This is a genomic window from Streptomyces chumphonensis, assembly GCF_014779715.1.
GTDB classification, from domain to species: Bacteria; Actinomycetota; Actinomycetes; order Streptomycetales; family Streptomycetaceae; genus Streptomyces; species Streptomyces chumphonensis.
In genome coordinates, this window is sequence record NZ_JACXYU010000002.1 from 1 (window position 1) to 20,415 (window position 20,415).

Annotated in this window: 15 protein-coding genes; 6 read left to right on the forward strand and 9 right to left on the reverse strand. The window is 75.5% G+C overall.

Annotation, left to right across the window (positions count from 1 at the left end; genetic code table 11):
• Positions 1-222 precede the first annotated feature (222 nt).
• A complete protein-coding gene (locus tag IF129_RS05305) occupies positions 223-672 on the forward strand; it encodes a PTS sugar transporter subunit IIA (protein ID WP_191208302.1) in 450 nt (149 codons plus the stop codon).
• Positions 673-760: 88 nt separating this feature from the next.
• Positions 761-2,431: a phosphoenolpyruvate--protein phosphotransferase gene (gene ptsP, locus IF129_RS05310; protein WP_191208303.1), complete on the forward strand. Its 1,671-nt coding sequence runs from the start codon at positions 761-763 to the stop codon at positions 2,429-2,431.
• A gap of 77 nt (positions 2,432-2,508) precedes the next feature.
• Here ptsP and IF129_RS05315 read toward each other — a convergent pair whose 3' ends face one another.
• Both IF129_RS05315 and IF129_RS05320 read right to left on the reverse strand, forming a co-directional pair.
• Positions 2,509-3,459, reverse strand: a complete 951-nt coding sequence (locus IF129_RS05315) for a hypothetical protein (RefSeq protein ID WP_318153563.1) — start codon at positions 3,457-3,459, stop codon at positions 2,509-2,511.
• 68 nt (positions 3,460-3,527) lie between these two features.
• Positions 3,528-5,534: an acetoacetate--CoA ligase gene (locus tag IF129_RS05320; RefSeq protein WP_191208304.1), complete on the reverse strand. Its 2,007-nt coding sequence runs from the start codon at positions 5,532-5,534 to the stop codon at positions 3,528-3,530.
• Positions 5,535-5,768: 234 nt separating this feature from the next.
• Here IF129_RS05320 and IF129_RS05325 point away from each other — a divergent pair, with 234 nt between their 5' ends.
• The 3 genes from IF129_RS05325 (at position 5,769) to IF129_RS05335 (ending at position 8,297) form a co-directional block, all read left to right on the forward strand.
• The gene (locus IF129_RS05325) at positions 5,769-6,584 is read left to right on the forward strand and encodes a hypothetical protein (protein ID WP_191208305.1); all 816 of its coding nucleotides are present in this window, start codon (positions 5,769-5,771) and stop codon (positions 6,582-6,584) included.
• A 119-nt stretch (positions 6,585-6,703) separates the two neighbouring features.
• Positions 6,704-7,483, forward strand: coding sequence for a M15 family metallopeptidase (locus IF129_RS05330; protein WP_191208306.1), 780 nt, complete (start codon positions 6,704-6,706; stop codon positions 7,481-7,483).
• Between the two features lie 82 nt (positions 7,484-7,565).
• Positions 7,566-8,297, forward strand: a complete 732-nt coding sequence (locus IF129_RS05335) for an MIP/aquaporin family protein (protein WP_191208307.1) — start codon at positions 7,566-7,568, stop codon at positions 8,295-8,297.
• Here the strand turns inward: IF129_RS05335 and IF129_RS05340 are convergent.
• Genes IF129_RS05340 through IF129_RS05355 form a run of 4 tightly spaced genes read right to left on the reverse strand, consistent with a single transcriptional unit; the run spans position 8,281 to position 12,497 of the window.
• A complete protein-coding gene (locus IF129_RS05340; RefSeq protein ID WP_191208308.1) occupies positions 8,281-8,925 on the reverse strand; it encodes a GTP-binding protein in 645 nt (214 codons plus the stop codon). The two genes, IF129_RS05335 and IF129_RS05340, sit on opposite strands and share 17 nt — an antisense overlap.
• A complete protein-coding gene (locus IF129_RS05345) occupies positions 8,906-9,310 on the reverse strand; it encodes a DUF742 domain-containing protein (RefSeq protein ID WP_191208309.1) in 405 nt (134 codons plus the stop codon). The genes IF129_RS05340 and IF129_RS05345 overlap by 20 nt, the downstream gene beginning before the upstream one ends.
• Positions 9,311-9,321: 11 nt before the next feature.
• Positions 9,322-9,762 carry a roadblock/LC7 domain-containing protein gene (locus tag IF129_RS05350; protein WP_191208310.1) on the reverse strand — a complete coding sequence of 147 codons (441 nt, stop codon included), beginning with the start codon at positions 9,760-9,762 and terminating at the stop codon, positions 9,322-9,324.
• Positions 9,759-12,497 (reverse strand): nitrate- and nitrite sensing domain-containing protein, encoded by a 2,739-nt coding sequence (locus IF129_RS05355; RefSeq protein WP_191208311.1) that lies wholly within the window; start codon positions 12,495-12,497, stop codon positions 9,759-9,761. Before IF129_RS05355 ends, IF129_RS05350 begins: the two co-directional genes overlap by 4 nt.
• Positions 12,498-12,821: 324 nt before the next feature.
• Between IF129_RS05355 and IF129_RS05360 the strand changes: the two genes are divergently transcribed.
• The gene (locus IF129_RS05360; RefSeq protein ID WP_191208312.1) at positions 12,822-13,115 is read left to right on the forward strand and encodes a hypothetical protein; all 294 of its coding nucleotides are present in this window, start codon (positions 12,822-12,824) and stop codon (positions 13,113-13,115) included.
• A 57-nt stretch (positions 13,116-13,172) separates the two neighbouring features.
• On the opposite strand, the gene IF129_RS05365 is transcribed toward IF129_RS05360, so the two are convergent.
• From IF129_RS05365 to IF129_RS05375, 3 genes are all read right to left on the reverse strand, one after another.
• A complete protein-coding gene (locus tag IF129_RS05365) occupies positions 13,173-17,849 on the reverse strand; it encodes a hypothetical protein (protein WP_224754478.1) in 4,677 nt (1,558 codons plus the stop codon).
• A 78-nt stretch (positions 17,850-17,927) separates the two neighbouring features.
• Positions 17,928-18,803 (reverse strand): hypothetical protein, encoded by an 876-nt coding sequence (locus IF129_RS05370; protein WP_191208313.1) that lies wholly within the window; start codon positions 18,801-18,803, stop codon positions 17,928-17,930.
• 52 nt (positions 18,804-18,855) lie between these two features.
• On the reverse strand, positions 18,856-20,379 hold the full coding sequence (locus IF129_RS05375; RefSeq protein WP_318153564.1) for a hypothetical protein: 1,524 nt from the start codon (positions 20,377-20,379) through the stop codon (positions 18,856-18,858).
• Positions 20,380-20,415: the final 36 nt, after the last annotated feature.

Below are 20,415 nucleotides of genomic sequence, written 5' to 3' on the forward strand. Positions count from 1 at the left end.
TTCGATTTCGTGGTTTCGAATTCGGTACTGATTCATCGGGTTGCCCGACCTGTTCGGCCCGAGCAGACGGCCGACAGTACAGCGATCGCCACCGGGCAGGCAAATCGGCCGGTGACGGGGTTCCGAGGGGTCCGTGTTCTAGGCTGCTGAGCGGTACGCCGCGGTCTGGAACACCGACCCCTCCGCGGCGGCTGAACGATCCGCGCCCCCCGGGAGGCAGCCATGACCACCGTGACCTCTCCGTTGGCCGGACGTGTCGTCGGCCTCGGGTCCGTACCGGACCCGGTGTTCTCCGGCGCGATGGTCGGCCCGGGAACGGCCGTCGACCCCGTACGGGAACCGTGTGACGCGCTCGCCCCCGTGGACGGTGTCCTCGTCTCCCTGCATCCCCACGCGTTCGTGGTCGTGGACGGGGAGGGACACGGCGTACTCGTCCACCTGGGGATCGACACCGTGCAACTCGGCGGGCGGGGCTTCGACCTCCTCAGGGCGAAGGGTGAGACCGTCCGCCGTGGCGACGCCCTCGTGCGCTGGAACCCGGCGGCCGTGGAGGAGGACGGCAAGTCGCCCGTCACCCCCGTGGTGGCGCTGGACGGAACGGCCGACGCGCTGACGGGCCTGTCCGATGGCGTCGTGGTCCGTGCCGGGGAGACCCTTTTCACCTGGGACTGACGCGCGCCCCTCCCCCACCCGGACAACCAGCTCCCCCAGGCGTACAGCGGTGGAGCGCGTGTGGCCGCACCGAGACGGAGACAGTCGTATGGACACGAAACTGCAGGGTGTCGGCGTCAGCCATGGCGTCGCCATCGGCGAGGTACGGCATATGGGCACGGCCGTGCTGGAGCCGCCGACCCGGCGGATCGCCGCCGAGGAGGCACCCCGCGAGCGTCAGCGGGCGCAACGGGCGGTCGACGCCGTCGCGGCCGACCTCATGGCGCGCGGCCATCTGGCCGGCGGGGAGGCGCAGGCCGTTCTGGAGGCACAGGCCCTGATGGCGCAGGACCCGGAGCTGATGGCGGACGTCGAGCGTCGGATCACGGTGGGCAGTACGGCCGAGCGGGCCGTCTACGACGCCTTCGCCGCCTACCGTGCCGTCCTGGCGGGCGCGGGTGAGTACTTCGCCGGGCGGGTGGCCGACCTGGACGACGTCCGCAACCGCGTCGTCGCCCGCCTGCTGGGCGTCCCGGTGCCGGGCGTTCCGGACAGTGACCGCCCGTACGTCCTGATCGCCCGCGACCTGGCTCCTGCGGACACGGCGCTGCTCGACCCCTCTCTGGTCCTCGGGTTCGTCACGGAGGAGGGCGGTCCGACGAGCCACAGCGCCATCCTCGCGCGAGCGCTCGGGGTCCCCGCCGTCGCGGCGGTGCCGGGCGCGGGTGCGTTGGCCGAGGGGCTGTTCGTCGCGGTGGACGGGAGCACGGGCGAGGTCGTGGTCAACCCGGACGAGGCCGAACGGGCCGCACTGTCGCAGGCCGCGGCGGAGCGGAAGGCCGCGCTGGAGGGGGCGCGGGGGCCGGGCGCGACATCCGACGGGCACAAGGTGCCGCTCCTGGCGAACGTCGGAGGTCCGGGGGACGTGCGGGCCGCCGTCGAGGCCGGGGCCGAGGGTGTGGGGCTGTTCCGGACGGAGTTCCTCTTCCTCGACGACGGCTCCCGGCCACCGTCCGAGGACCGGCAGGCCGAGGTCTACCGTCAGGTTCTGGAGGCGTTCCCGGAGGGCCGGGTGGTGGTGCGGGTCCTGGACGCGGGGGCCGACAAGCCTCTGGGGTTCCTCACGCCGGCCGACGAGCCGAACCCGGCCCTCGGCGTACGCGGACTGCGGACGCTGCTGGATCACCCCGACGTGCTGCACACCCAGCTCACCGCCCTGGCCAGAGCCGCCGAGGGACTTCCGGTGTACCTGGAGGTCATGGCGCCGATGGTGGCCGACCGGGCCGACGCGAGGGCGTTCGCCGACGCCTGCCGGAGCGCCGGTCTGCGGGCGAAGTTCGGAGCGATGGTGGAGATCCCCGCCGCCGCTCTGCGGGCGCGTTCGGTGCTGCAGGAAGTGGAGTTCCTGTCGCTGGGGACCAATGACCTCGCGCAGTACACCTTCGCCGCGGACCGGCAGCTGGGGGCTGTGGCACGCCATCAGGACCCCTGGCAACCGGCGCTGCTGGACCTCGTCGCCTTCTCGGCCGAGGCGGCGAAGGCGGAGGGGAAGAGCTGCGGCGTCTGCGGTGAGGCGGCCTCCGATCCCCTGCTGGCGTGCGTGCTGACCGGCCTCGGCGTGACGAGCCTGTCGATGGGGGCCTCCGCCCTTCCCTACGTGCGGGCGACCCTGGCCAAGCACACCCTCGCCCAGTGTGAACGCGCGGCCGCGGCGGCCCGCGCCGCCGAGAGCGGCGAGGACGCCCGCCGTGCCGCCCAGGCGGTGCTCTCCGGCGAGTAGCCCGCGCCGCGCCCACGGTCCCGACCGGCGTGGGCCGGCCCGAGGTGGGACGGCCCGACCTGAGACGCCTCCGCGCTTCAGGGTGACGTTCCGTTCGGTGGCGGGAGCGGGACGCCGGGCCGGTAGGCGACGCCCGGCTCCGGCGGGACGGGTGCTCCGGTGGCCGGGTCCGTGCAGTAGGCGGCGAAGACCTCGGCCTCCGTGAGCGGCGACAGCCAGTCACCGTGGAGCCGCCAGCCGCGCACCGTCTGCCGCCCGGCGTGCGTCGTCCGCAGCACGACTCCGCCGGGTGCGCCGGTGGCGAGGCCCGCGGCGAGCACCGTGGTGAACAGCAGGGCCTCCGCGTCGGCGGGGTGGGCGGCGGCGGATGCCGGCGCGCCCCGGGGTACGCCGAGGGCCGCGACGAGCGGGAGGCCCGTTCCACCCGAGGTCGGGCTGACGCTGCACACGAGGTGGTGGCTCCCGGGACCCGCGACGTCCAGCAGTCGGCCGAGCGCCGTGCGGGCCCGGTCCGTCGTTCCCGGGCCCGGACCACGGCCGCAGCTCCGGCAGGTACCGACGGCCGGTGAGAGCGCGGTGGCACGCCTGCCGCCGGTCCCGCGGCCGCCCGGCCCGCCGAGCAGCCGTGGGATCAGGGCTGCCACCGGCTCGCCCCCGTAGGGGAGGGACGGTCCGTCGGCGGCGGCGTCGGCCGTGTACCGCGCACGGGCGCCGGGGGAGTCCGGGTCGAGCCCGCTCTCAGCGCAGAAGCGGGCGTAGCGGGCGGGGTCGAAGAGCAGGAGGCGGGTGTGCACGCCCTGGGCCGTCAGGGAGCGCAGCAACCGCTCGACCGTGCGGAGATAGCCGGGGTGGTCCCGATGGGGGAAGCCACGGTAGCGCCGCATGGCCTCGACGTCGCACGGCCGGGCCAGCAGGGCGAGCGTGCTCGGCGTCTCGCGGCGCAGCGACCGGAGAGCCCGCCGTCCGGCTGGAGGCCGTTCCCGAGTGCGGTCGGTGTCGTGGGTGTGGTCGTGGGTGTGGTCGTGCACGGGGCCCCCCGGGTCAGGTGATCGATGCGTCACACACCGTAGCCGGGGGGTCTGACAGCGGGCCTCCCTCAGCGGCGGGCCCGCTCCCTGCCGAGGCGTTCGTACGCCCGGAGCAGCTCGACGTCGTCCACCGAGCCGGGGTTGACGGCCTTGTCCAGCGGGGTGCCCTGGAGCAGCCGCTTGACCGGTACTTCGAGGCGTTTGCCGGTGAGCGTGTGGGGCACGGCGGGGATCTCGATGATCTCGTCCGGAACGTGCCGGGGCGAGAGGCTGCTGCGGATGGTCCGCTTCACGCGGTCCGTCAGCGCCTCGTCCAGGACGGCGCCCGGCGCCAGGTGGACGAACAGCGGCATCCAGTAGCCGCCGTCCGGTTCCTCCACGCCGATGACGAGGGACTCGCGGATCTCCGGGAGGCGCTCGACCGCTTCGTAGATGTCGGCGGACCCCATGCGGACGCCCTGGCGGTTGAGCGTGGAGTCGGAGCGGCCGTGGATGACCACGGATCCGCGCGAGGTCAGCGTGATCCAGTCTCCGTGCCGCCACACTCCGGGGAACATCTCGAAGTAGCTGTCGCGGTAGCGGGAGCCGTCGGGGTCGTTCCAGAAGCGGACGGGCATCGACGGCATCGGGTTGGTGACCACCAGTTCGCCGACCTCGTCCGTCAGCGGCTTCCCCTGCGGGTCCCATGACCGCAGGTCCGTGCCGAGACAGGCGGCCTGGAGTTCGCCGATGTGGACGGGGAGGGTGGGCACGGCTCCGGCGAAGCAGCTGCACACGTCCGTGCCACCGCTGACGGACGCGATCCACAGGTCCGCTCCGGCCTCCTCGTGCAGCCACCGGAAGCCGTCGGGCGGGAGCGGGGAGCCGGTGGTGGCGACACAGCGCAGTGCGGAGAGGTCGTTGTCCCGGCCGGGGTGGACGTCGGCCTTGCGGCAGGCCATGACGTAGGCGGCGGAGGTGCCGTAGAAGGTGGCGCCGGTGCGCTCGGCGATGTCCCACTGGGCGCCCGTGCCGGGGTGCCCGGGACTGCCGTCGTAGGTGACGACCGTGGTGCCGGTGAGCAGGCCGGAGACGAGGAAGTTCCACATCATCCAGCCGGTGGAGGTGTACCAGAAGAAGCGGTCGTCCGGACCGAGGTCGCAGTGCAGGCCGAGCTGCTTGAGGTGTTCGAGCAGGATGCCGCCCTGCGACTGCACGATCGCCTTGGGCAGCCCCGTCGTGCCCGAGGAGTACAGCACCCACAGCGGGTGGTCGAAGGGAACCTGCTCGAAGACGGGCTCGACGTCGGCGGAGGTGAGGGAATCCCAGGTGAGGGCACCGTCGGGGGCGGGCGTGCCCAGCAGCGGGACGTGGACGACGGCCCGCAGGGTGGGGAGCTCGGCCCGCAGCTCGGCGACGGTCTGCGTGCGGTCGTGCTCCTTGCCGCCGTAGCGGTACCCGTCGACGGCGAACAGGACGACGGGCTCGACCTGCTGGAAGCGGTCGAGCACGCTGCGGGCGCCGAAGTCCGGCGCGCAGGAGGTCCAGACGCCGCCGACGGCGGCGGTGGCCAGGAGGGCGACGGCGGCCTCGGGGATGTTGGGCAGGTAGCCGCTGACGCGGTCGCCGGGACGGACCCCGAGGCGCCGGAGCTCGGCGGCGAGGGAGCCGACCCGGCGGCGCAGCTCGAGCCAGCTGACGGCCTGCGGCTCCTGCCGCTCGTCGACGTGCAGGATGGCCGGATCGAGGACGCGGCCGGGGTCGTCGGCCGTACGCAGGGCGTGCTCGGCGTAGTTCAGGGTGGCGCCGGGGAACCAGGTGGCGCCGGGCATGGCCCGGTCGCCCAGGACCGTGTCATGCGGCGTGGAGAAGCGGACGTCGAACCATTCGGTGACGGCCGTCCAGAAGGCCGGCAGCTGTTCGACGGACCAGCGGTGCAGAGCGGCGTAGCTCGCCGCCGGGTCGCCGGGCGCCGCGGCGGGGGCGCCGTGGTGCTCGGCCGCCCAGGTGTGGAAGCGGGTGAGCCGGGCCCGCGCGATGCGGTCGGGGCCCGGCTGCCACAGGGGGCTGGGCGGGGGCGTGGATGCGGCGGTCATGGGCGGCTCCCGGACGGTACGCGAGGGTGTGCGTGCGGCGCGCGCACGGGCGGGGTGTGCGCGTGACGCGGCTGTGCAGGACGATGCCACGTGATCGTTCGCGACACCAGGGGCGGCACCCCATATCGGACGGCTCGGACATGTGGTGGGCAGGGTGCAACGTCCGGGGAGTTCCGGGTGAACTCTCGGCGAACGGATGCGGTGCCACGTGCGGACGGTGGCAGGCTGAGCAGCATGGACGCTGGGGGCCTGGGGTGGTCGGCCGGTCGGGTGGGAGCGGGCCGGGCGGTGGTCGCGTGGTGGCGGACCCGGCGGGCGGCCCTCGCCACGGCGCGCGCGCCCGGACCGACGCTGCGGGTCCGGGCCCCGGGAGCGGTGCTGACCGCCGAGCCGGGGCCCGGGGGCGGTCTGGTGCACTGCGAGCGGTCGGTGCTGCGGGTGGTGGTGGCCCAGGGCGGCGCCGTCTTCGTGGGCTGGGACGCGGCGGGACCCGATCAGCCCGAGCCACGTGACGGCGCCGGGGCGGGCGGCGGAGCCTGCCCGCCGCCGGACACCCGGGCCACACTGGAGCCGGATACCGCCGGGGGCTGGCGCGTGGTGTCCCAGCGCGTGCTCGTGACGGTCGGCCGGGAGGGGTCCGTCCGCCTGCGGACGCCGGGCGGGGTGCTGCTGCGGCACGACACCCCGCCGCGCTGGTGGGAGCCCGAACCGGGGGCGGGTGGGCCCTGGAGGCAGCGGTCCCGGGTCCGCGCCGACGCCCGGTTCCTCGACCCCGGGGGCAGCCCGCTGGGGACGGAGGGGCGCCGGGTCCCGGCGCAGTTGGTCGTCTCCGGCGCGGGCACGCACCTGGTGGTCCACTCCTCCGGCGCCGAGGGCGGGCTCAGGTTCCGCGAGGGCGTCCCGGGCGACGGCTCGGCCCACGACCGGCCGGGCCGGTGCGACGTGCGGATGTCCGCCGGGCCGGTGGCGTACTGGGTCCTGATGGGGCCGGTGGAGCGGGCGGTACGGGAGTGGGTCGGGTTGACGGGGGGCGAGGCCGACGGCCGGTGAGCGGCGACGGGGCCGGGGACGGCGCGGGCGCGGCGATCGGGCCAGGGGTGTCACCCGTCGGGGGTAGGGGGACGTGTGGGGGCCCGGGGCGCGCGCGGGCCGGGGGGAGGCTTGCGGGCATGAGACGTGCGGTGGCGATGGCGGTGGCCCTGGGCGTGGCGGTGACCGTCACGGGGGCGGGTCCGCGGCCGGAGGAGTCGGCACCGTCGGGCTTCGTGGCGCTGTCCGACGTGGCCCCGGGGGTGGTGCGGGAGATGCGGTACACGGGGCCGCACAACTTCGTGGGCACACGGATCGACGGGTACGTGGAGGACGTCTGTCTCGTCACCCGTCCGGTGGCCCGGGCGCTGCGCGGGGTCCAGCGCGCGGCGCTGCGGCACGGCCTCGCCGTTCAGGTGTACGACTGCTACCGGCCGCAGCGTGCGGTCGACCACTTCGTCCGGTGGGCGGCCGAGGCGGAGCGGCGGCGGATGAAGGCGGAGTTCTACCCCCGCGTGGCCAAGGACCGCCTCTTCGCCGAGGGGTACATCGCGCGGCGCTCGGGGCACAGCAGCGGAGGCACCGTGGACGTGACGCTGGTGCCGCGCTCCGCGCCCCCGGCACGGCCCTACGTACCGGGTGAGCGTTTGGTGCCGTGCTTCGCACCCCGTGTCGCGCGGTTCCCCGACCGCTCGGTGGACATGGGCACCGGCTACGACTGCTTCGACGCGAAGGCGCACACCGCGCACGCGGGCCTGACCGGGGAGCAGCGTGCGAACCGGCTGCTGCTCAGGCGGCTGATGGAGGGCGCGGGGTTCGAGAACCTGCCGCAGGAGTGGTGGCACTTCACCTACCGCAACGAGCCGTATCCGGGACGCCGGTTCGACTTCCCCGTCTCCCGCTCCGCGCTGTCCGGCTGAGGGGCGGCGGGCGGTCCGCGACGCGCTGATCGCGGTGCCTTCGGTCATGCTGGTGGCAGATGTGCATCCACGAGGAGCGGTCATGGACTATCCATCCGGCGACATCTTCATCGGCGAGATCATCGGCACGGCGATCCTGGTCCTCTTCGGTGCCGGGGTGTGCGCGGCGGTGACGCTGCACCACTCCAAGGCCCGGGCGAGCGGCTGGGTGGTCATCTCCTTCGGCTGGGGGTTCGGCGTCCTGGCGGGGGCGTACACCGCCGGCCCGCTGTCCGGCGGCCACATCAATCCGGCCGTCACCCTCGGCATCGCGGTCGAGAGCGGTGTGTGGGACAAGGTGCCGGTGTACGTGGCCGGCCAGATGGTCGGGGCCATGCTCGGCGCCGTGCTGGCCTGGCTGGCCTATCTGGCCCAGTACCGGGCGAACGCGGACGCGGAGCGTTCGCAGCCGACCCTGGGCGGGTTCGCGACCATTCCGGAGATCCGCAGTCCGGGGGTCAACCTCGTCACCGAGATCATCGCGACGATCGCGCTCGTCCTGCCCGTGCTGGCCTTCGGCCTCACCGAGGGGCTCGGCACCTCGGGCACGCAGACGCTGATCGTCGCACTCCTCGTCGTCGGTATCGGCCTGTCGTTGGGCGGGCCGACGGGGTACGCGATCAACCCGGCGCGCGACCTGGGGCCGCGGATCGTGCACCAGGTGCTGCCCATCCCGAACAAGGGCACGTCCGACTGGGGGTACGCGTGGGTGCCCGTGGTCGGGCCGCTGATCGGCGGTGCCGTGGCGGCGGTGGTCTTCAACGCGGCGTTCTGAGTCCGGCGGCCCGGCCCTCGTCCCAGGGGGCGGTGCCGCGCAGGGCGGTGCCCGTGCGCAGGACGTGGTCGACAAGGGTGACCAGGACGTCGCGGGCGGACTCCCGGCGGCGGGCGTCGCACGGGACGACGGGTACGTGGTCGTCGAGGTCGAGGGCGGTGCGCACGCTGCCGACCGGGTACGCGCGGGCGCCGTCGAAGCGGTTGACGGCGACGGCGAAGGGCAGGCCACGCCGCTCCAGGTCGTCCAGGGCCGGGAAGCTGTCCGCCAGGCGGCGGGTGTCGGCGATGACGACGGCCCCGAGGGCACCGGCGGCCAGCTCGTCCCACAGGAAGCGGAACCGGTCCTGTCCGGGCGTGCCGAAGAGGTAGAGGACCGTCGACCCGCCGAGGGTGATGCGGCCGAAGTCCATGGCGACCGTTGTGGTCGCCTTGGCCTCCACCCCGACGAGGTCGTCGTGGGGACGGCCCGCCTCGGTCATCGCCGCCTCGGTGCGCAGCGCCCGGATCTCGCTGACCGCACCGGTGAAGGTGGTCTTGCCGACCCCGAACCCACCGGTCACCAGGATCTTCAGGGCGACCGGTGCCGCCGCTTCGGCCCCGGCCGGGTCACAGTGCGCGGAGGCCATCGATCACCTCCCGCAGGATGCCCTCGTCGGGCAGGTCGGCCGGGGGGACGGGACGGGTGACGCGGACGAGCGCGGCGTCCACCAGGTCGCCGATCAGGACGCGCACCACGCCGACGGGGAGGTCGAGGTCGGCGGCGAGCTCGGCGACGGAGCGGGAGGTGGACGCGCAGCCGCGGAGGATCGCGAGGTGCTCGGGTCCGAGCCGTGCGGTCTCCGGTCGTCCGGCGGCCTCGGCCGACTCGGCGTCCCGCAGCGCGCCGTCCTCCGCGACGACCTGGGAGATCAGGTCGAGGCGGAGGCGGGCGTCGCTGCGGGTGCGGCCGCGCGTCATCGCGTAGGGCCGGACCACCGGCCCCGCCGCGTCGTCGAACCAGGCCTCGCTCATGGGCCCGCCCTTCACCCGCCGCCGGGAAGGTCGGACCGGGGAGCGGTGCCGAGGTGGGCGCCGACCCGCTTGACCAGGAGGGTCATCTCGTAGGCGATCAGGCCCACGTCACCGTCGGCGTCGGCGAGGACGGCGAGGCAGCTCCCGTCCCCGGCGGCGGTGACGAAGAGGAACGCGTCCTCCAGTTCGATGACGGTCTGCCGGACGCCGCCGACCCCGAAGTGCCGGCCGACGCCGCGCGCCAGGCTGTGGAATCCGGAGGCGACCGCCGCCAGGTGCTCCCCGTCCTCTCGGGAGAGGTCCTGCGAGGCCCCGCGGGGAAGGCCGTCGCCGGAGAGGACCAGCGCCTTGCGGATGCTGCCGACGCGTCCGACGAGGTCGTCGAGCAGCCAGTTCAGGTCATCGCCGCCCTGGCCGCCGGCGTGGTGGGCATGGGCTTGCGGTGCGGTCATCGACCGTCCCCCTCCGGTGTGGTTCCGTCGTTGTGCTCGCGTCCGCGCCGCCAGCCGCGCTGGAGCGCCGCCATCCGGTCGCGGACCTCGTCGGCGTCCCGGTCCGTGGCGGGCCCTGCCGGGTCGCCGGGCGGTCCGGGGGCGGTGGTGGGCGCGGAGCGGCCGGGACCCCGGCCGTCGTGCCGGGGCTGTTCGGCGGGTGCGGTCCGGCGCCGTCGGGGCAGCCCGTCGGCCGTGGTCGGGTGGAGCCCGTCGATGGGGGCGCCGTCGGGGGCGGGTCCGCCCGAAGACGCCCGGTCCTCGGGCGGGTGCACCGGCCGGAGCCCGCGGGGTGCCGGCCACTCGGCCGGGTCGGGGACGCCTTGGGGCTCCCGAGCGGCCACGGGCCGCCCGTGGTCGGAGACCAGGACGGGGCGGCCGGAGGCACCGGGGCGGCGGCGCGGCAGTTCCGGGGGCGCGGCCGGGTCCCCGGGCTCTCCGGGCCGGCCGCCGGCCGCGTCGGTCCGCCCGCCGCGCGGCGCCTCGGCACCGGTCGCCTCCTCGGCGTGGGAGCGGCCCGTGCCCTGCTCGGCGCGTTCGTTCAGTGCGTGGAAGATACTGCCGATGCCGTGCGCCGGGGTGTCGGTCGTGGCCGGGCCGTCCAGCGCGTCCAGGTCCAGCGGCCCGTCCAGTTCGACGGGCCGCCCCCGGCCGTGCAGACCGGGCGTGTTCTGCGGGCGGCTGCCCACCCCGAGGGCTGCGGCGAGGTCGCGCCGCGGTGCGGACGGCACCCGGGTGAGCGTGTGCTCGGCGGCGCGTCCGGGGCCGTCGCGGCGTGCGTCGTCCAGCTCCGGCCCCCCGGGCGCCCCAGCCTCGTTCAGCACCGCGCCGGGGATGAGGACCACGGCGGTGGTGCCGCCGTAGGGTGAGGGCTGGAGCGAGACCCGCACCGCCTGGCGTCGCGCCAGGCGGGAGACGACGAACAGACCGAGGCGGTCGGTGTCGGACAGCTCGAACTCCGGCGTTTCCGCGAGCCGCAGGTTCGCCTCCAGAAGCGCTTCGGGCGTCATGCCGAGGCCGCGGTCGTGGATCTCCAGGGTGAATCCGTTGGCGACGCGCTGCCCCCTGACCTGCACGGCGGTGTGCGGCGGGGAGAACGAGGTGGCGTTCTCGAGCAGTTCGGCGACCAGGTGCGTGAGGTCGGCCACCGCCGGGCCGTCCACGGCGAGTTCGGGTAGGCGGCGGATCTCGATGCGTTCGTAGTCCTCGACCTCGGCCACCGCGGCGCGGACGACGTCCATGAGCCGCACCGGCTTGCGCCACTGCCGAGAGGGCGCGGCGCCGGAGAGGATCACCAGGCCCTCGGCGTGCCGCCGCATCCGGGTGGTGAGGTGGTCCAGCCGGAAGAGGTCGGCGAGTTCGTCGGCGTCCTCGGTGCGGCGCTCCATCGTGTCCAGGAGCGCGAGCTGCCGGTGCAGGAGGACCTGGCTGCGGCGCGCGAGGTTGACGAAGACCTCCGAGACGCCGCGGCGCAGTTCGGCCTGCTTGACGGCGGCCTCGACGGCGGCCCGCTGGAGGGTGTTCAGCGCCTGCCCGGCCTGGCCGATCTCGTCGGAGCCGTACTCCAGACGCGGTGCCTCGGTCTCGACGTCCACCCGCTCGCCCGCCGCGAGCCGCCGCATGACGCCGGGCAGCCGCACGCCGGAGACCTCGTGCGCCTCCCGTCGCAGGGTGCCCAGGTCGCGCACGAGTCGGCGACCGATGCGGAAGGAGACGACCACGGAGAGCAGCACGCCGAGGAAGCCGAGGACGCCTGCGATCCCGGCCTGCAGGAGTACGTGCGCGGCGGCGGGCTCCACCCGCTCCGCGTAGCGATCGGCTGCCTCCCGGTCCATCCGCTTGAGGTCGTCGAGGACGGTGGTGGCGGCGGCGTCCCAGCGTTCGGCGTTGACGGCGTCCAGCGCGCCCCCGGGTCCGGCGTCGACGGCCGCGTTCTCCAGCCCGGTCAGCGTCGTCCCGGCCGGGCCCGCCCAGTACTCGCTGTACAGGCGCCGGTCCTCGTCGGGGAGGATGGCCAGGTTGTTGCCGTACGTCATGTCGCGCTCGGCCACGCGGTCGGAGACGGCCCGCAGTTCGGCCTGGGTGATCCGGCCGGCGGCGAGCGCGGCGGCCATCAGCGCGTCCTCGCGGGCGACGAGTTCCCTGGCCCGGCTGAGGGCGACCAGCGCGCGGCCTTCGCGGTCCAGTTCGCCGTCGTGCAGGGAGTGCAGGGTGATGAGCAGGGCGTGGCAGGGGTCGACGATGGAGTTGTAGGAGGCGTAGGCGCTTTCGCGGGTGGCGGTGTTGCGCTCCACCTGACCGCGCAGGGAGCCCAGACGGTCCACCTCGGCCAGCAGCGCGTCGAGCCGCTCGCGGGCGTCGTGGGAGAGGTCCCCGCGCACCTGGGAGGATCGCTCGCGCAGCCGACCGACGGCGGCGTCCGTCGCGCCCTGCCGGCGTTCCAGACGGGCGAGCGCGTCGGAACGCCGGGGGTCCGCGAGGTGCACCAGGACCTGCCGGCGCTCCTCCTGCACGGCCTGGACGGTGTCCGCCACGGGGCGGCCGAGTTCGGTGATGAGCCGCGAGCTGTCCAGGAGGCGCTTGGCCTCACTGCCGGTGTGGTGGGTGGCGAAGGCCCAGATGGACACGAGCGTCACCAGGGGCACGAGCATCAGCGCCACGATCTTCCGACGGATGCTGCTCCCGCGAAAGCGCATGGCCTCCCCTACGTCGACACCGTCCGTACGCGACACTGGCGTTGCATCCCGGCACGCCCGCCCGTCGGGGCGGTCCCGGCTCCTGCGGCGTTCCTCGGCCACCCGAGGCCGCTTCCGGCCTTCGGGGGACGCGCCACCGGTGAACGGCGCGAGCCTACTACTGCGATGTGGGGAACTCGTAGAGGAGTCCGAGCCATGGAACGGACGATCGGAAGAGAACCGTCCGGATGTTTCGGACCATCATGGGATATCACGGCCCGGTTGTGGTAGAGCACCTGTCGGTCCGGACACCGGTCCGTCGGTGCACGAGGAGGAGAACGGTCCATGTACGACAAGCCGCGGCTGCCCGACCCGGTGCGGGCCGCCGCCGTGCGCGCGGTCATCGTCACCGCGCTCGTGCTGGTCATCGTGCTGGTCGCGGTGCTCAGCGCCGTCGCCGGCGTGTGGTTGGCGTTCCCCGCCGTCCTGTGCGCACTCGGCGGCGCGGTGGTGGCGACCTGGGCCGTACTGGACGTGTGGGTGACCCGCCAGATGTGGGTCCAGCGGCACGGTGTGCTCTCCGAACCGAGCAGCGTGGCGCGGGAGAAGCTGCTGCGCCGCCGCTCCGGCACGGGGTGAGGGACCGCGGTGCCGTGGTGAACGGACCGCGCCCCCCGGTGACCCGCGATGCGCCCCTCAGGACCCCTCCGGAGAACTCGGCGACGGCTCGGGGGCGTTGACCTGTGCGGGGATGACCGACGACCCCGTGGGCCGCGCCACCACCGGGCTCTCGGCGGGAGGACGGCGGTACACGCGGGTGGCCGTGATCTCACCGTGGACGGTTTCGGCCTCTGCCTCGGTGCGCGGCAGCCCCGGGCGCAGGTGCTCCTCGACGCTGATGTACTTCAGCCCCGCGCGCAGGTCGGCGTCGTTGCGCAGCCGGATCACCAGGGGGAACTCGGCGAGCGCCGTGGTGTCGAACAGGCCGGTGGTGTAGAGCAGTTGCACGCCGAGCGCGTCGGCCACGGCGCGTTGCAGCTCCAGGAGGTAGGTCGCGTTGGCCCGGCCGATGGGGTTGTCGAGGAAGAGGGTGCCGGCGTGCCGGTGCTTGTCCCGCCCCCGGTCGTTGCTGCGCAGAGCGGCCATCGTGCAGTAGAGGGCGATGGCCGCGGTGAGCAGTTGCCCGCCGGAGAAGACGTCGCCCATCTGGCCCACCGGGACGCGCTCGGCGCGCAGGACGGCGTCGGGCTTCAGGATCTCCACGCTCACTCCCCTGGGCGCCAGCGCGGCCTGCACCCCGCGCAGCAGCAGCGTCATGCCGTCCCGGCGCAGGTCGGTGTTCTTGCGGACGGCCGCCCGCGTGGCCTCGTCGATGACCTCGCCGAGGCGTTCGGTGAGCGTCGCCTGGTCCGGGTCGTCGAAGCGGATCCGCAGGAACTCCTGACCGGACCACTCGCCGAGCCCTTCGGGCAGCCGGGAGAGCCGCTGGGCCGAACGCAGGGTGGCCAGGGCCGACTCGGTCAGCCCGCGCAGCCGGTCGACGATGCTGTCGCGGTTGCGTTCCAGCTGCTCCAGTTCGTCGGTGAGGACGCGCAGCCGGGGTGCGAACGCCTGCGCCCAGGCCGCGGCGTGGTCGGGCAGGGCGGCGGCCGGGAGCTCCCGGATCTGCTGGCGGGCGGGGGTCCGCACGGCTTCGTAGCGGGCCGCGTTGGCGTGCCGCACGAGGACGTCGCCCGCCTCACGCAGCGCCGTCTCGGCCGCCGACAGGTCGGCCGCGCAGCCGCGCAGGGAGCGCCGGGTCTCGGCCGCCGCCTGCCGGGCCTCGGCGGGGGCGCCGGGGTAGGGCTCCGGCGGGACACCGTCGGGATCGGCCGGTGCCGGGTCGCGCAGGAGGTCCCGCAGGAGCGCGGCGGTCTCCTCGAAGGCGCCCGCCGCGTCCTCCGCCGCGCGGCGGGCGTGGAGGAGGTCCTCGTGCGCCAGCCGCGCGGCCTCCAGCGCGTCGGTGCGGGAGGCCAGGTCGGTGGTGGCGGTGCGCAGGAGCGCCTGGGCCTCCTCGGCGGTGCCGGGGCGTTGCTCCTCGGGCAGGTCGGCGTGGACGGCGTTCTCGGTCGGGGCGAGCCGTTCGGCCTCGCCGCGCAGCCGGCCGAGCTGTTCGCTCGCGTCGGCGGCGCGCGACTCCAGGAGCTGGACGGCCTGTTCGGCCCGTGAGGCGGCGGCCTGCCGGGAGGGGCCGTCCGCGCCGTCGGAGGTCCGGAGCAACTGGGTGGCGCGGGTGCGGACCTTGTTGGTCAGGCGTTCCAGTTCCGCCAGGGCCGCGCTCTCGTCCCCCTCGGCGCGGGCCTGTTCGGCGCGCAGGTCGGCCCCCACGCCGACCTTCTCGTAGAGCCGGGAGGCGGAGCGGTACGCCTCGCGCCGCGCGGGCAGGGACGTGGCGAAGACGTCGGCGGCGTCGTCCGGCGCCTCGGCGCACGGCTCGCCGGTGGCGGACGGCTCCTCGGTGACACCGGCGATCTCGGCCCGCTCGGCCCGCAGGGCGCGGGCGGTGCGGTGCGCGTCGTCGGCGGCGCGCTGTGCGGCCCGACGGTCCTCGTCGGCGGCGCGGGCCCGTTCGAGGCAGGTGGCGGCACGGCCCTCGGCGTCGGCGGCGTCGTCGGCCAGCTCGCGTAGCCGCGCCTGCCAGGCGGAGCGCTCCCGCAGCCGGAAGGCGAGGCCGGCGAGGGCGTCGGCGCAGCGGCGGGCCCGGGCGGCGTCCTCCTGCCGCTCCTCCCGGACGGCGGCGGTCTCCGCCGCGGCGCGCTGCGCCTCCTCCCGCTCGGCGGCGGTGCGGGTGTGGTGGTCCACGGCCTCGTCGGCCGCCTCGCGGGCGGACTCGGCGGCGGCGGTGAGCTCGGCGAGGTGCCCGGCGGGGCAGCCGGTGCGCCAGGACGCCAGCCGGGCGGCGAGCGCCCGGTCCTCGGAGAGCCGGTCGGCCAGGGCCCGGATCTCCGCGTCCCGCCCGGCCGCGCGCTCGCGCAGGACGTGCCGCTCCCCGTCGGCCGCGCCCTCGTCGTGCATCGCCGGGTTGGGCGGCACGAGGAAGACACCGCGACCGTCCCCGTCCGGGCCGGCGGGGGTGGGGGCGAGGAGGGCCGCCGCCGTCCCCACGGCCACCGCGGAGCGGGGCAGCAGCGCCGCGTCGGCCAGGACCTCGCGGGCCCGGGCGTGGCTGTCCTCGTCGGTGATGACGACGCCGTCGACGAGTTCGGGCCGTGCGGCGAGCACGGCCGCGTGGTCGGCGGGCGCGACGGCCTGGGCGAGGTAGCGCCAGCCGGGAAGCGCCGGTACGCCGTGCTCGCCGAGGAACTCCACGGTGGCCAGGACGTCGGGGCCGGGCGGCAGGAGACCGCCGTCCCCGAGCGCGGCGAGGATGCGCGCGTCGTCGGCGGCGGCGGTGCGCAGGTCGAACAACCGCCGCTCGGCGTCGGTGACGCGCTGTTCCAGCAGCTCACCGAGCGGATCGGCGGCACGGTCCAGTTCCCGGGCGGGCAACGGGCCTTGGGCTTCGAGCAGTTCGATGACGCGGGGCTCGGCGCCCAGCGTCTCGGCGGTCGCCTGCTCGGCGGCGCAGGCGGCTTCGGCCGACCGTGCGGCGTCGGCGGCGCGGGCGGCGGCCAGCTCCGCCCGGCTCAGGGCGGCGGCGGTCTCCCGCTCCCGTTCGGCGGCCGTGCGGGCCGCCTCCCGGGCGGCGTCCCACGCGGCCGTCGCCTCGCGTTCGGCGTCCTCGGCCGCCAGCGCGGCGCGGGCCGGGTCGGTGTCGGGTGCGGCGTTCGGCAGCCAGCCCGCACGCAGCGCCTCGGCGGTCTCCCGCTCGACCTCGGCCAGCCGCTCGCGCAGGTGGTCGCTCTCGCTGCGGGCCCGCTGGGCCTCGGTGGCGGCGGTGGTCGCCTCGCGGTGGGCGGCCTCCGCCTCCCGCTGGAGGGCGGCCGACCGCTCCTCACCGGTGGTCGCCTGCTCCTCGGCGTCGGCGGCGGCGGCGTGCAGGGCGCGCACCAGTGCGTGGGCCGCCTTCGAGCGGGCGGCGAGGGCGGGGGCGGCGTCCCGTTCCGCGTCCTGGATGGCGGCCGCCGCACGCGCCGCACGGTCGGCGGCGGCGCGGTGCCGGAGCACCGTCTCCGCGGCCTGCCAGGCGGCGTGGAGGGTGCGGGCCTCGGTGAGTTCGCGGCGCTGGGCGGCGGCCGCCTTCTCGCCGGCCGCCAGGGCCAGGGAGGCGTGCCGGTAGGCCAGCTCGGCGGCGACGTCCGCCGCACGGGTGCGGCACCGCTGGGCGTCGGCGACGGCGCGGGCCGCCTGCTCGGTGCGGTCGGCGAGCTCGGCGGCGTCGCCCCGCTCGCGCACGCCGCGTGCGGTGAGCCGGGCGGCCAGGGTACGGGTGCGGCGTTCCGCCCCGGCGTGCACGGCACGGCTGCGGTCGCGCTGCTCGGCGGTGTCGGCGATGCGGCGCAGGAGATCGAGCGACCCGGCGGTGAAGTCGCGTTCCGCGGTGAGCTCGGCTCGGCGGCCCAGCTTGTGGGCGAAGCCGTGGACGAGGTCGGCCAGACCGTCGGTGTCGCGGGTGTCGGTGACGGCGCGCAGCAGCAGGTCGGTGAAGTCCGAGTCGTTCTTGACGGAGAACAGGCCGGCCGCCTCGCCCTCGTCGGCGTTCATCTCCCGCTGGTAGCGGAACAGCTCGGGGTCCAGGCCGAGGGCACCGAGGTGCTCCTTCCAGCGGTCGTGGATCTCCTCCCAGACGACGTCGAGGTTCGGGTAGGCCCTGCCCGTCTCGGTCAGGACGTCCCGGAAGCCCTTCATGGTGCGTCGGCGCCCCCTGGCTCCCGAGGCGCCTTCGGCGGGCCGCAGGGCCGTGGACTCGGCGACGGGGAGCGAGTCGAGCGTCATGCCGGGGCCGGGGCGGAAGGAGTACCAGGCCTCGGCGAACTTGCGCGGATCGCCGGAGACCTGACGCCCGCGCCACTCGCTGACCTTGCCCACGACGACGCTCTCGCCGGTGCGGGTGTGCTGCCACTCCAGAGCCACGTGCCCGGTGTCGTCGGCGAGCAGGAACTTGCGCAGCACCCCGGAGCTGGCCCCGCCCAGGGTGTTGCGGTGGCCGGGCAGCATCACGGAGAAGATGAGCTTCAGCAGCACCGACTTGCCGCCGCCGTTCTCCAGGAACAGCACCCCGGCGGGAGCGGGGCGGCGGGGCGGGCCGGTGGGCTCGTCCTCGAAGAAGTCCGCCTGCGCGGGGGCCGGGGCGGGCACCGGCTCGCCGACACCGCGCAGGTCCAGCACGGTGTCGGCGTAGCGTGCACCGGCCGGGCCGATGGAGTACAGGCGGATGCGGGACAGCTCGTACATGAGGGGGCGGACTCTCGTTGCGGCGCGGTCGGCGGGGGCGGGTGTCGGGCGGGTGCGGGTGTCGGGCGGGGCGTGGGGTCAGGAGTGGAAGGGGAGGCCCGCGCCGTCGGCCAGCTCGGCCTCCGGGTCCCCGGCCGGCGGGAGGAGGGTTCCGGTGCCGTCGCTGACGGGGACGACGCCGAGCTCCAGCAGCTCGGTCAGGGCGGCGCCCCCCGCCATGTCGCGCACCTGGAGCTGGTAGCGGGCCGTCGTGCGGAACGTGCCGCCCGATTCGTCGCCGGTGCGCTGGAGAAAGCCGGAGTCGACGAGGAAGGCGACCGCCTTGCCGACGATGCCGGTGGTCGAGCCGGCCAGACGGCGGGCGTCCTTGGTGGCCCCGGTGGCACTGCGCCGGGCGTAGACCCGCCAGGCGGCCTCCAGGCCGGGGGCGTCGGTGGCGGGGTCGGTGTTCTCGCCCTGTTCCTCGGCCCGCTCCTCCAGACGGCGGCAGGTCTGGCGGACGAACGCGTCCACCCCGTTGACGGAGACGCGGCCGATGTAGCCGTCGTCCGCCAGGTCCTCGGGCCGGGGGAAGGCCAGGGCCGCGACGGCGAGGTGGGCCAGGCCGTGCAGGAAGCGGTCGGTGGCGTCGGTGGCGGCGCGGCGGGCGTAGTCGCCCATGCGGACGGCGAACACCGAGTCCTCGGCGGCGGTGACGGCCATCCCGGCCCGCGCGGAGACCTCCAGGACGATGAGGCCGAGCCCGGCCGCGACGGCGTCGGTGAGCCGGGCGAAGCCCGGGTCGTCCCGGTGGCGGCGCAGCAGTTCGGCGTAGTCGGCGTCGCGGGCCGGGACCAGCTTGGGCTGGAGTCCGAAGGCGACCAGCCGGGCGGCGTCCGCGGCGTCGGCCGGGGTGAGGGCGGCGGGCCCGTCCTGGGTGCCGCGCGGGGCGGCCTCGGTGCCGGTGTCGGTCACGGCAGGGGCTCCTCGGGGGTGGTGCGGTCGAGCGGGGTGGTGGGCGCGGGGTTCACGAGGCGGCCTCGCTGCGCGCGGCGGCCATGGAGGCGGCGTCCAGCAGCGCGGTGCCGACGATGAGGTCGGCACCGCCGAACCCCTCGTCCGACAGCTCGGTGCCGTCGTCCACGGCGAACAGCAGCTGCCGTTCGCCCTGCCGGTAGGCCGTGCCGACGGGCGGGCTGGCGGCGTGCACGGCGAGCAGCGCCACGAGGTACGGCAGCTCCGGGTCGCGGCGCCGGGCGTCGGCGAGGAGTCCGGAGAGCCGGCGCGGGGCGTCGGGCGGGAGGCGCAGCAGTTCGTGGGCGGCGGCGAACTGCTCCTCGCTGAAGCGGCTGTCGTCCGGCGTCGCCACGAGGTCGGGCTCGGGCATCTCGGCGCCGAGGTGCTCGCGCGGCGCGGGCGGGGTGAGGAGCAGGTCGGTGAGATCGCTCAGGCGTACGGCGGCGGGCGTGCGCAGGCCGGAGCCCGCCGCGAAGAAGGCGTCGGTGACCCGGGCGGCCCGCTCCAGCGGCTCGGGCAGCAGGGGGGCCAGGAGCTGCCCGTAGAGGTCGAGCCCGACGCGGGCCGCGGGCGGGGCGAACGCCTGGCGGTCCTGTTCGGCGCGGAAGAGGGGTCCCGCCTCCAGCAGCCGGGACTGGAGCTGGGTGTGGCGCCGGATGCAGTCCTTGACGATGTCGACCAGTTCGGCGGCGCGGAGCTTGTGGTCGGGGTGCTTGTCCTCGCCGGTCTCGTCCCGGGCGCGGCGGATGTTGGTGAGGATCGCGTTCTCGTGCCGGTAGCGGTCGGCGACGTGGTCCAGCGCCTCGTCGATGAGGTCGGGCACGGTGTGCAGCCAGTCGACGGCGCGCACGTCGCGCCGGGTGGCCTCCAGGGTGCGGCGCAGCGTCTCGGCGTACTGGACGGTGCGGTAGCGGGCCTGCTCGGCGGCGAGCTGGGCGTCCGCGAGCCGGCCGCGGCTGACCAGCACCTCCAGCTTGACCTCGGCGGCGATCTGGGCACTGGTGACGTCCGTGTCCAGGGCGCCGACCAGGACGTTGACCGCTTCGTCCGTGGTGCGCAGGTACACCCGGCCGCCGGGACCGGGGACCTCCTCGACGAGTTTGAAGTCGTAGTCCCGGCGCACGTACCCGCCGTCGGGGCCGAACGTCCCGTAGACGGCGCGGAAGCCGCGGTCCACGCTGCCGACGTTGATGAGGTTCTCCAGCACCCAGCGGGCGACGCGTTCGTGTTCGGCCGCCGGCCGCCCCGGGGCCTGCGCGGCGACGCGGGGCAGGAGCCGGGAGACCACGTCCTCGTGGTCGGCGCCGGTGTCGAAGTCCATCTGGAGGGTGACCAGGTCGATGGCGGCGAGCGCCACCTCGGCCATCGCGTAGGTGCCGTACTCCCCCGCGAGGTTGACCTTGCGGGCGTCCAGGTCGTGCAGGGGCGCGGTGCAGGCCAGGGCGCGCAGCCGACGGGCCAGGCCCTCGTCGGCGGCGGGGCCGGGGGCCGGACGGAACGGTCCGGGGCGCGGGACGGGTACGGCGGAACTCACGACGCACAGCGTAGGCGCTGCCGACGACACCGGACG

Excerpts from the sequence above, each read along its gene's own strand:
- IF129_RS05330 (WP_191208306.1), top strand. The coding sequence starts at position 6,704 with ATGAGACGTGCGGTGGCGATGGCGGTGGCCCTGGGCGTGGCGGTGACC.
- IF129_RS05350 (WP_191208310.1), bottom strand. The coding sequence starts at position 9,762 with ATGACCGCACCGCAAGCCCATGCCCACCACGCCGGCGGCCAGGGCGGC.
- IF129_RS05335 (WP_191208307.1), top strand. The coding sequence starts at position 7,566 with ATGGACTATCCATCCGGCGACATCTTCATCGGCGAGATCATCGGCACG.
- IF129_RS05340 (WP_191208308.1), bottom strand. The coding sequence starts at position 8,925 with ATGGCCTCCGCGCACTGTGACCCGGCCGGGGCCGAAGCGGCGGCACCG.
- IF129_RS05365 (WP_224754478.1), bottom strand. The coding sequence starts at position 17,849 with ATGTACGAGCTGTCCCGCATCCGCCTGTACTCCATCGGCCCGGCCGGT.
- IF129_RS05355 (WP_191208311.1), bottom strand. The coding sequence starts at position 12,497 with ATGCGCTTTCGCGGGAGCAGCATCCGTCGGAAGATCGTGGCGCTGATG.
- IF129_RS05305 (WP_191208302.1), top strand. The coding sequence starts at position 223 with ATGACCACCGTGACCTCTCCGTTGGCCGGACGTGTCGTCGGCCTCGGG.
- IF129_RS05325 (WP_191208305.1), top strand. The coding sequence starts at position 5,769 with ATGGACGCTGGGGGCCTGGGGTGGTCGGCCGGTCGGGTGGGAGCGGGC.
- IF129_RS05345 (WP_191208309.1), bottom strand. The coding sequence starts at position 9,310 with ATGAGCGAGGCCTGGTTCGACGACGCGGCGGGGCCGGTGGTCCGGCCC.
- IF129_RS05320 (WP_191208304.1), bottom strand. The coding sequence starts at position 5,534 with ATGACCGCCGCATCCACGCCCCCGCCCAGCCCCCTGTGGCAGCCGGGC.
- IF129_RS05360 (WP_191208312.1), top strand. The coding sequence starts at position 12,822 with ATGTACGACAAGCCGCGGCTGCCCGACCCGGTGCGGGCCGCCGCCGTG.
- ptsP (WP_191208303.1), top strand. The coding sequence starts at position 761 with ATGGACACGAAACTGCAGGGTGTCGGCGTCAGCCATGGCGTCGCCATC.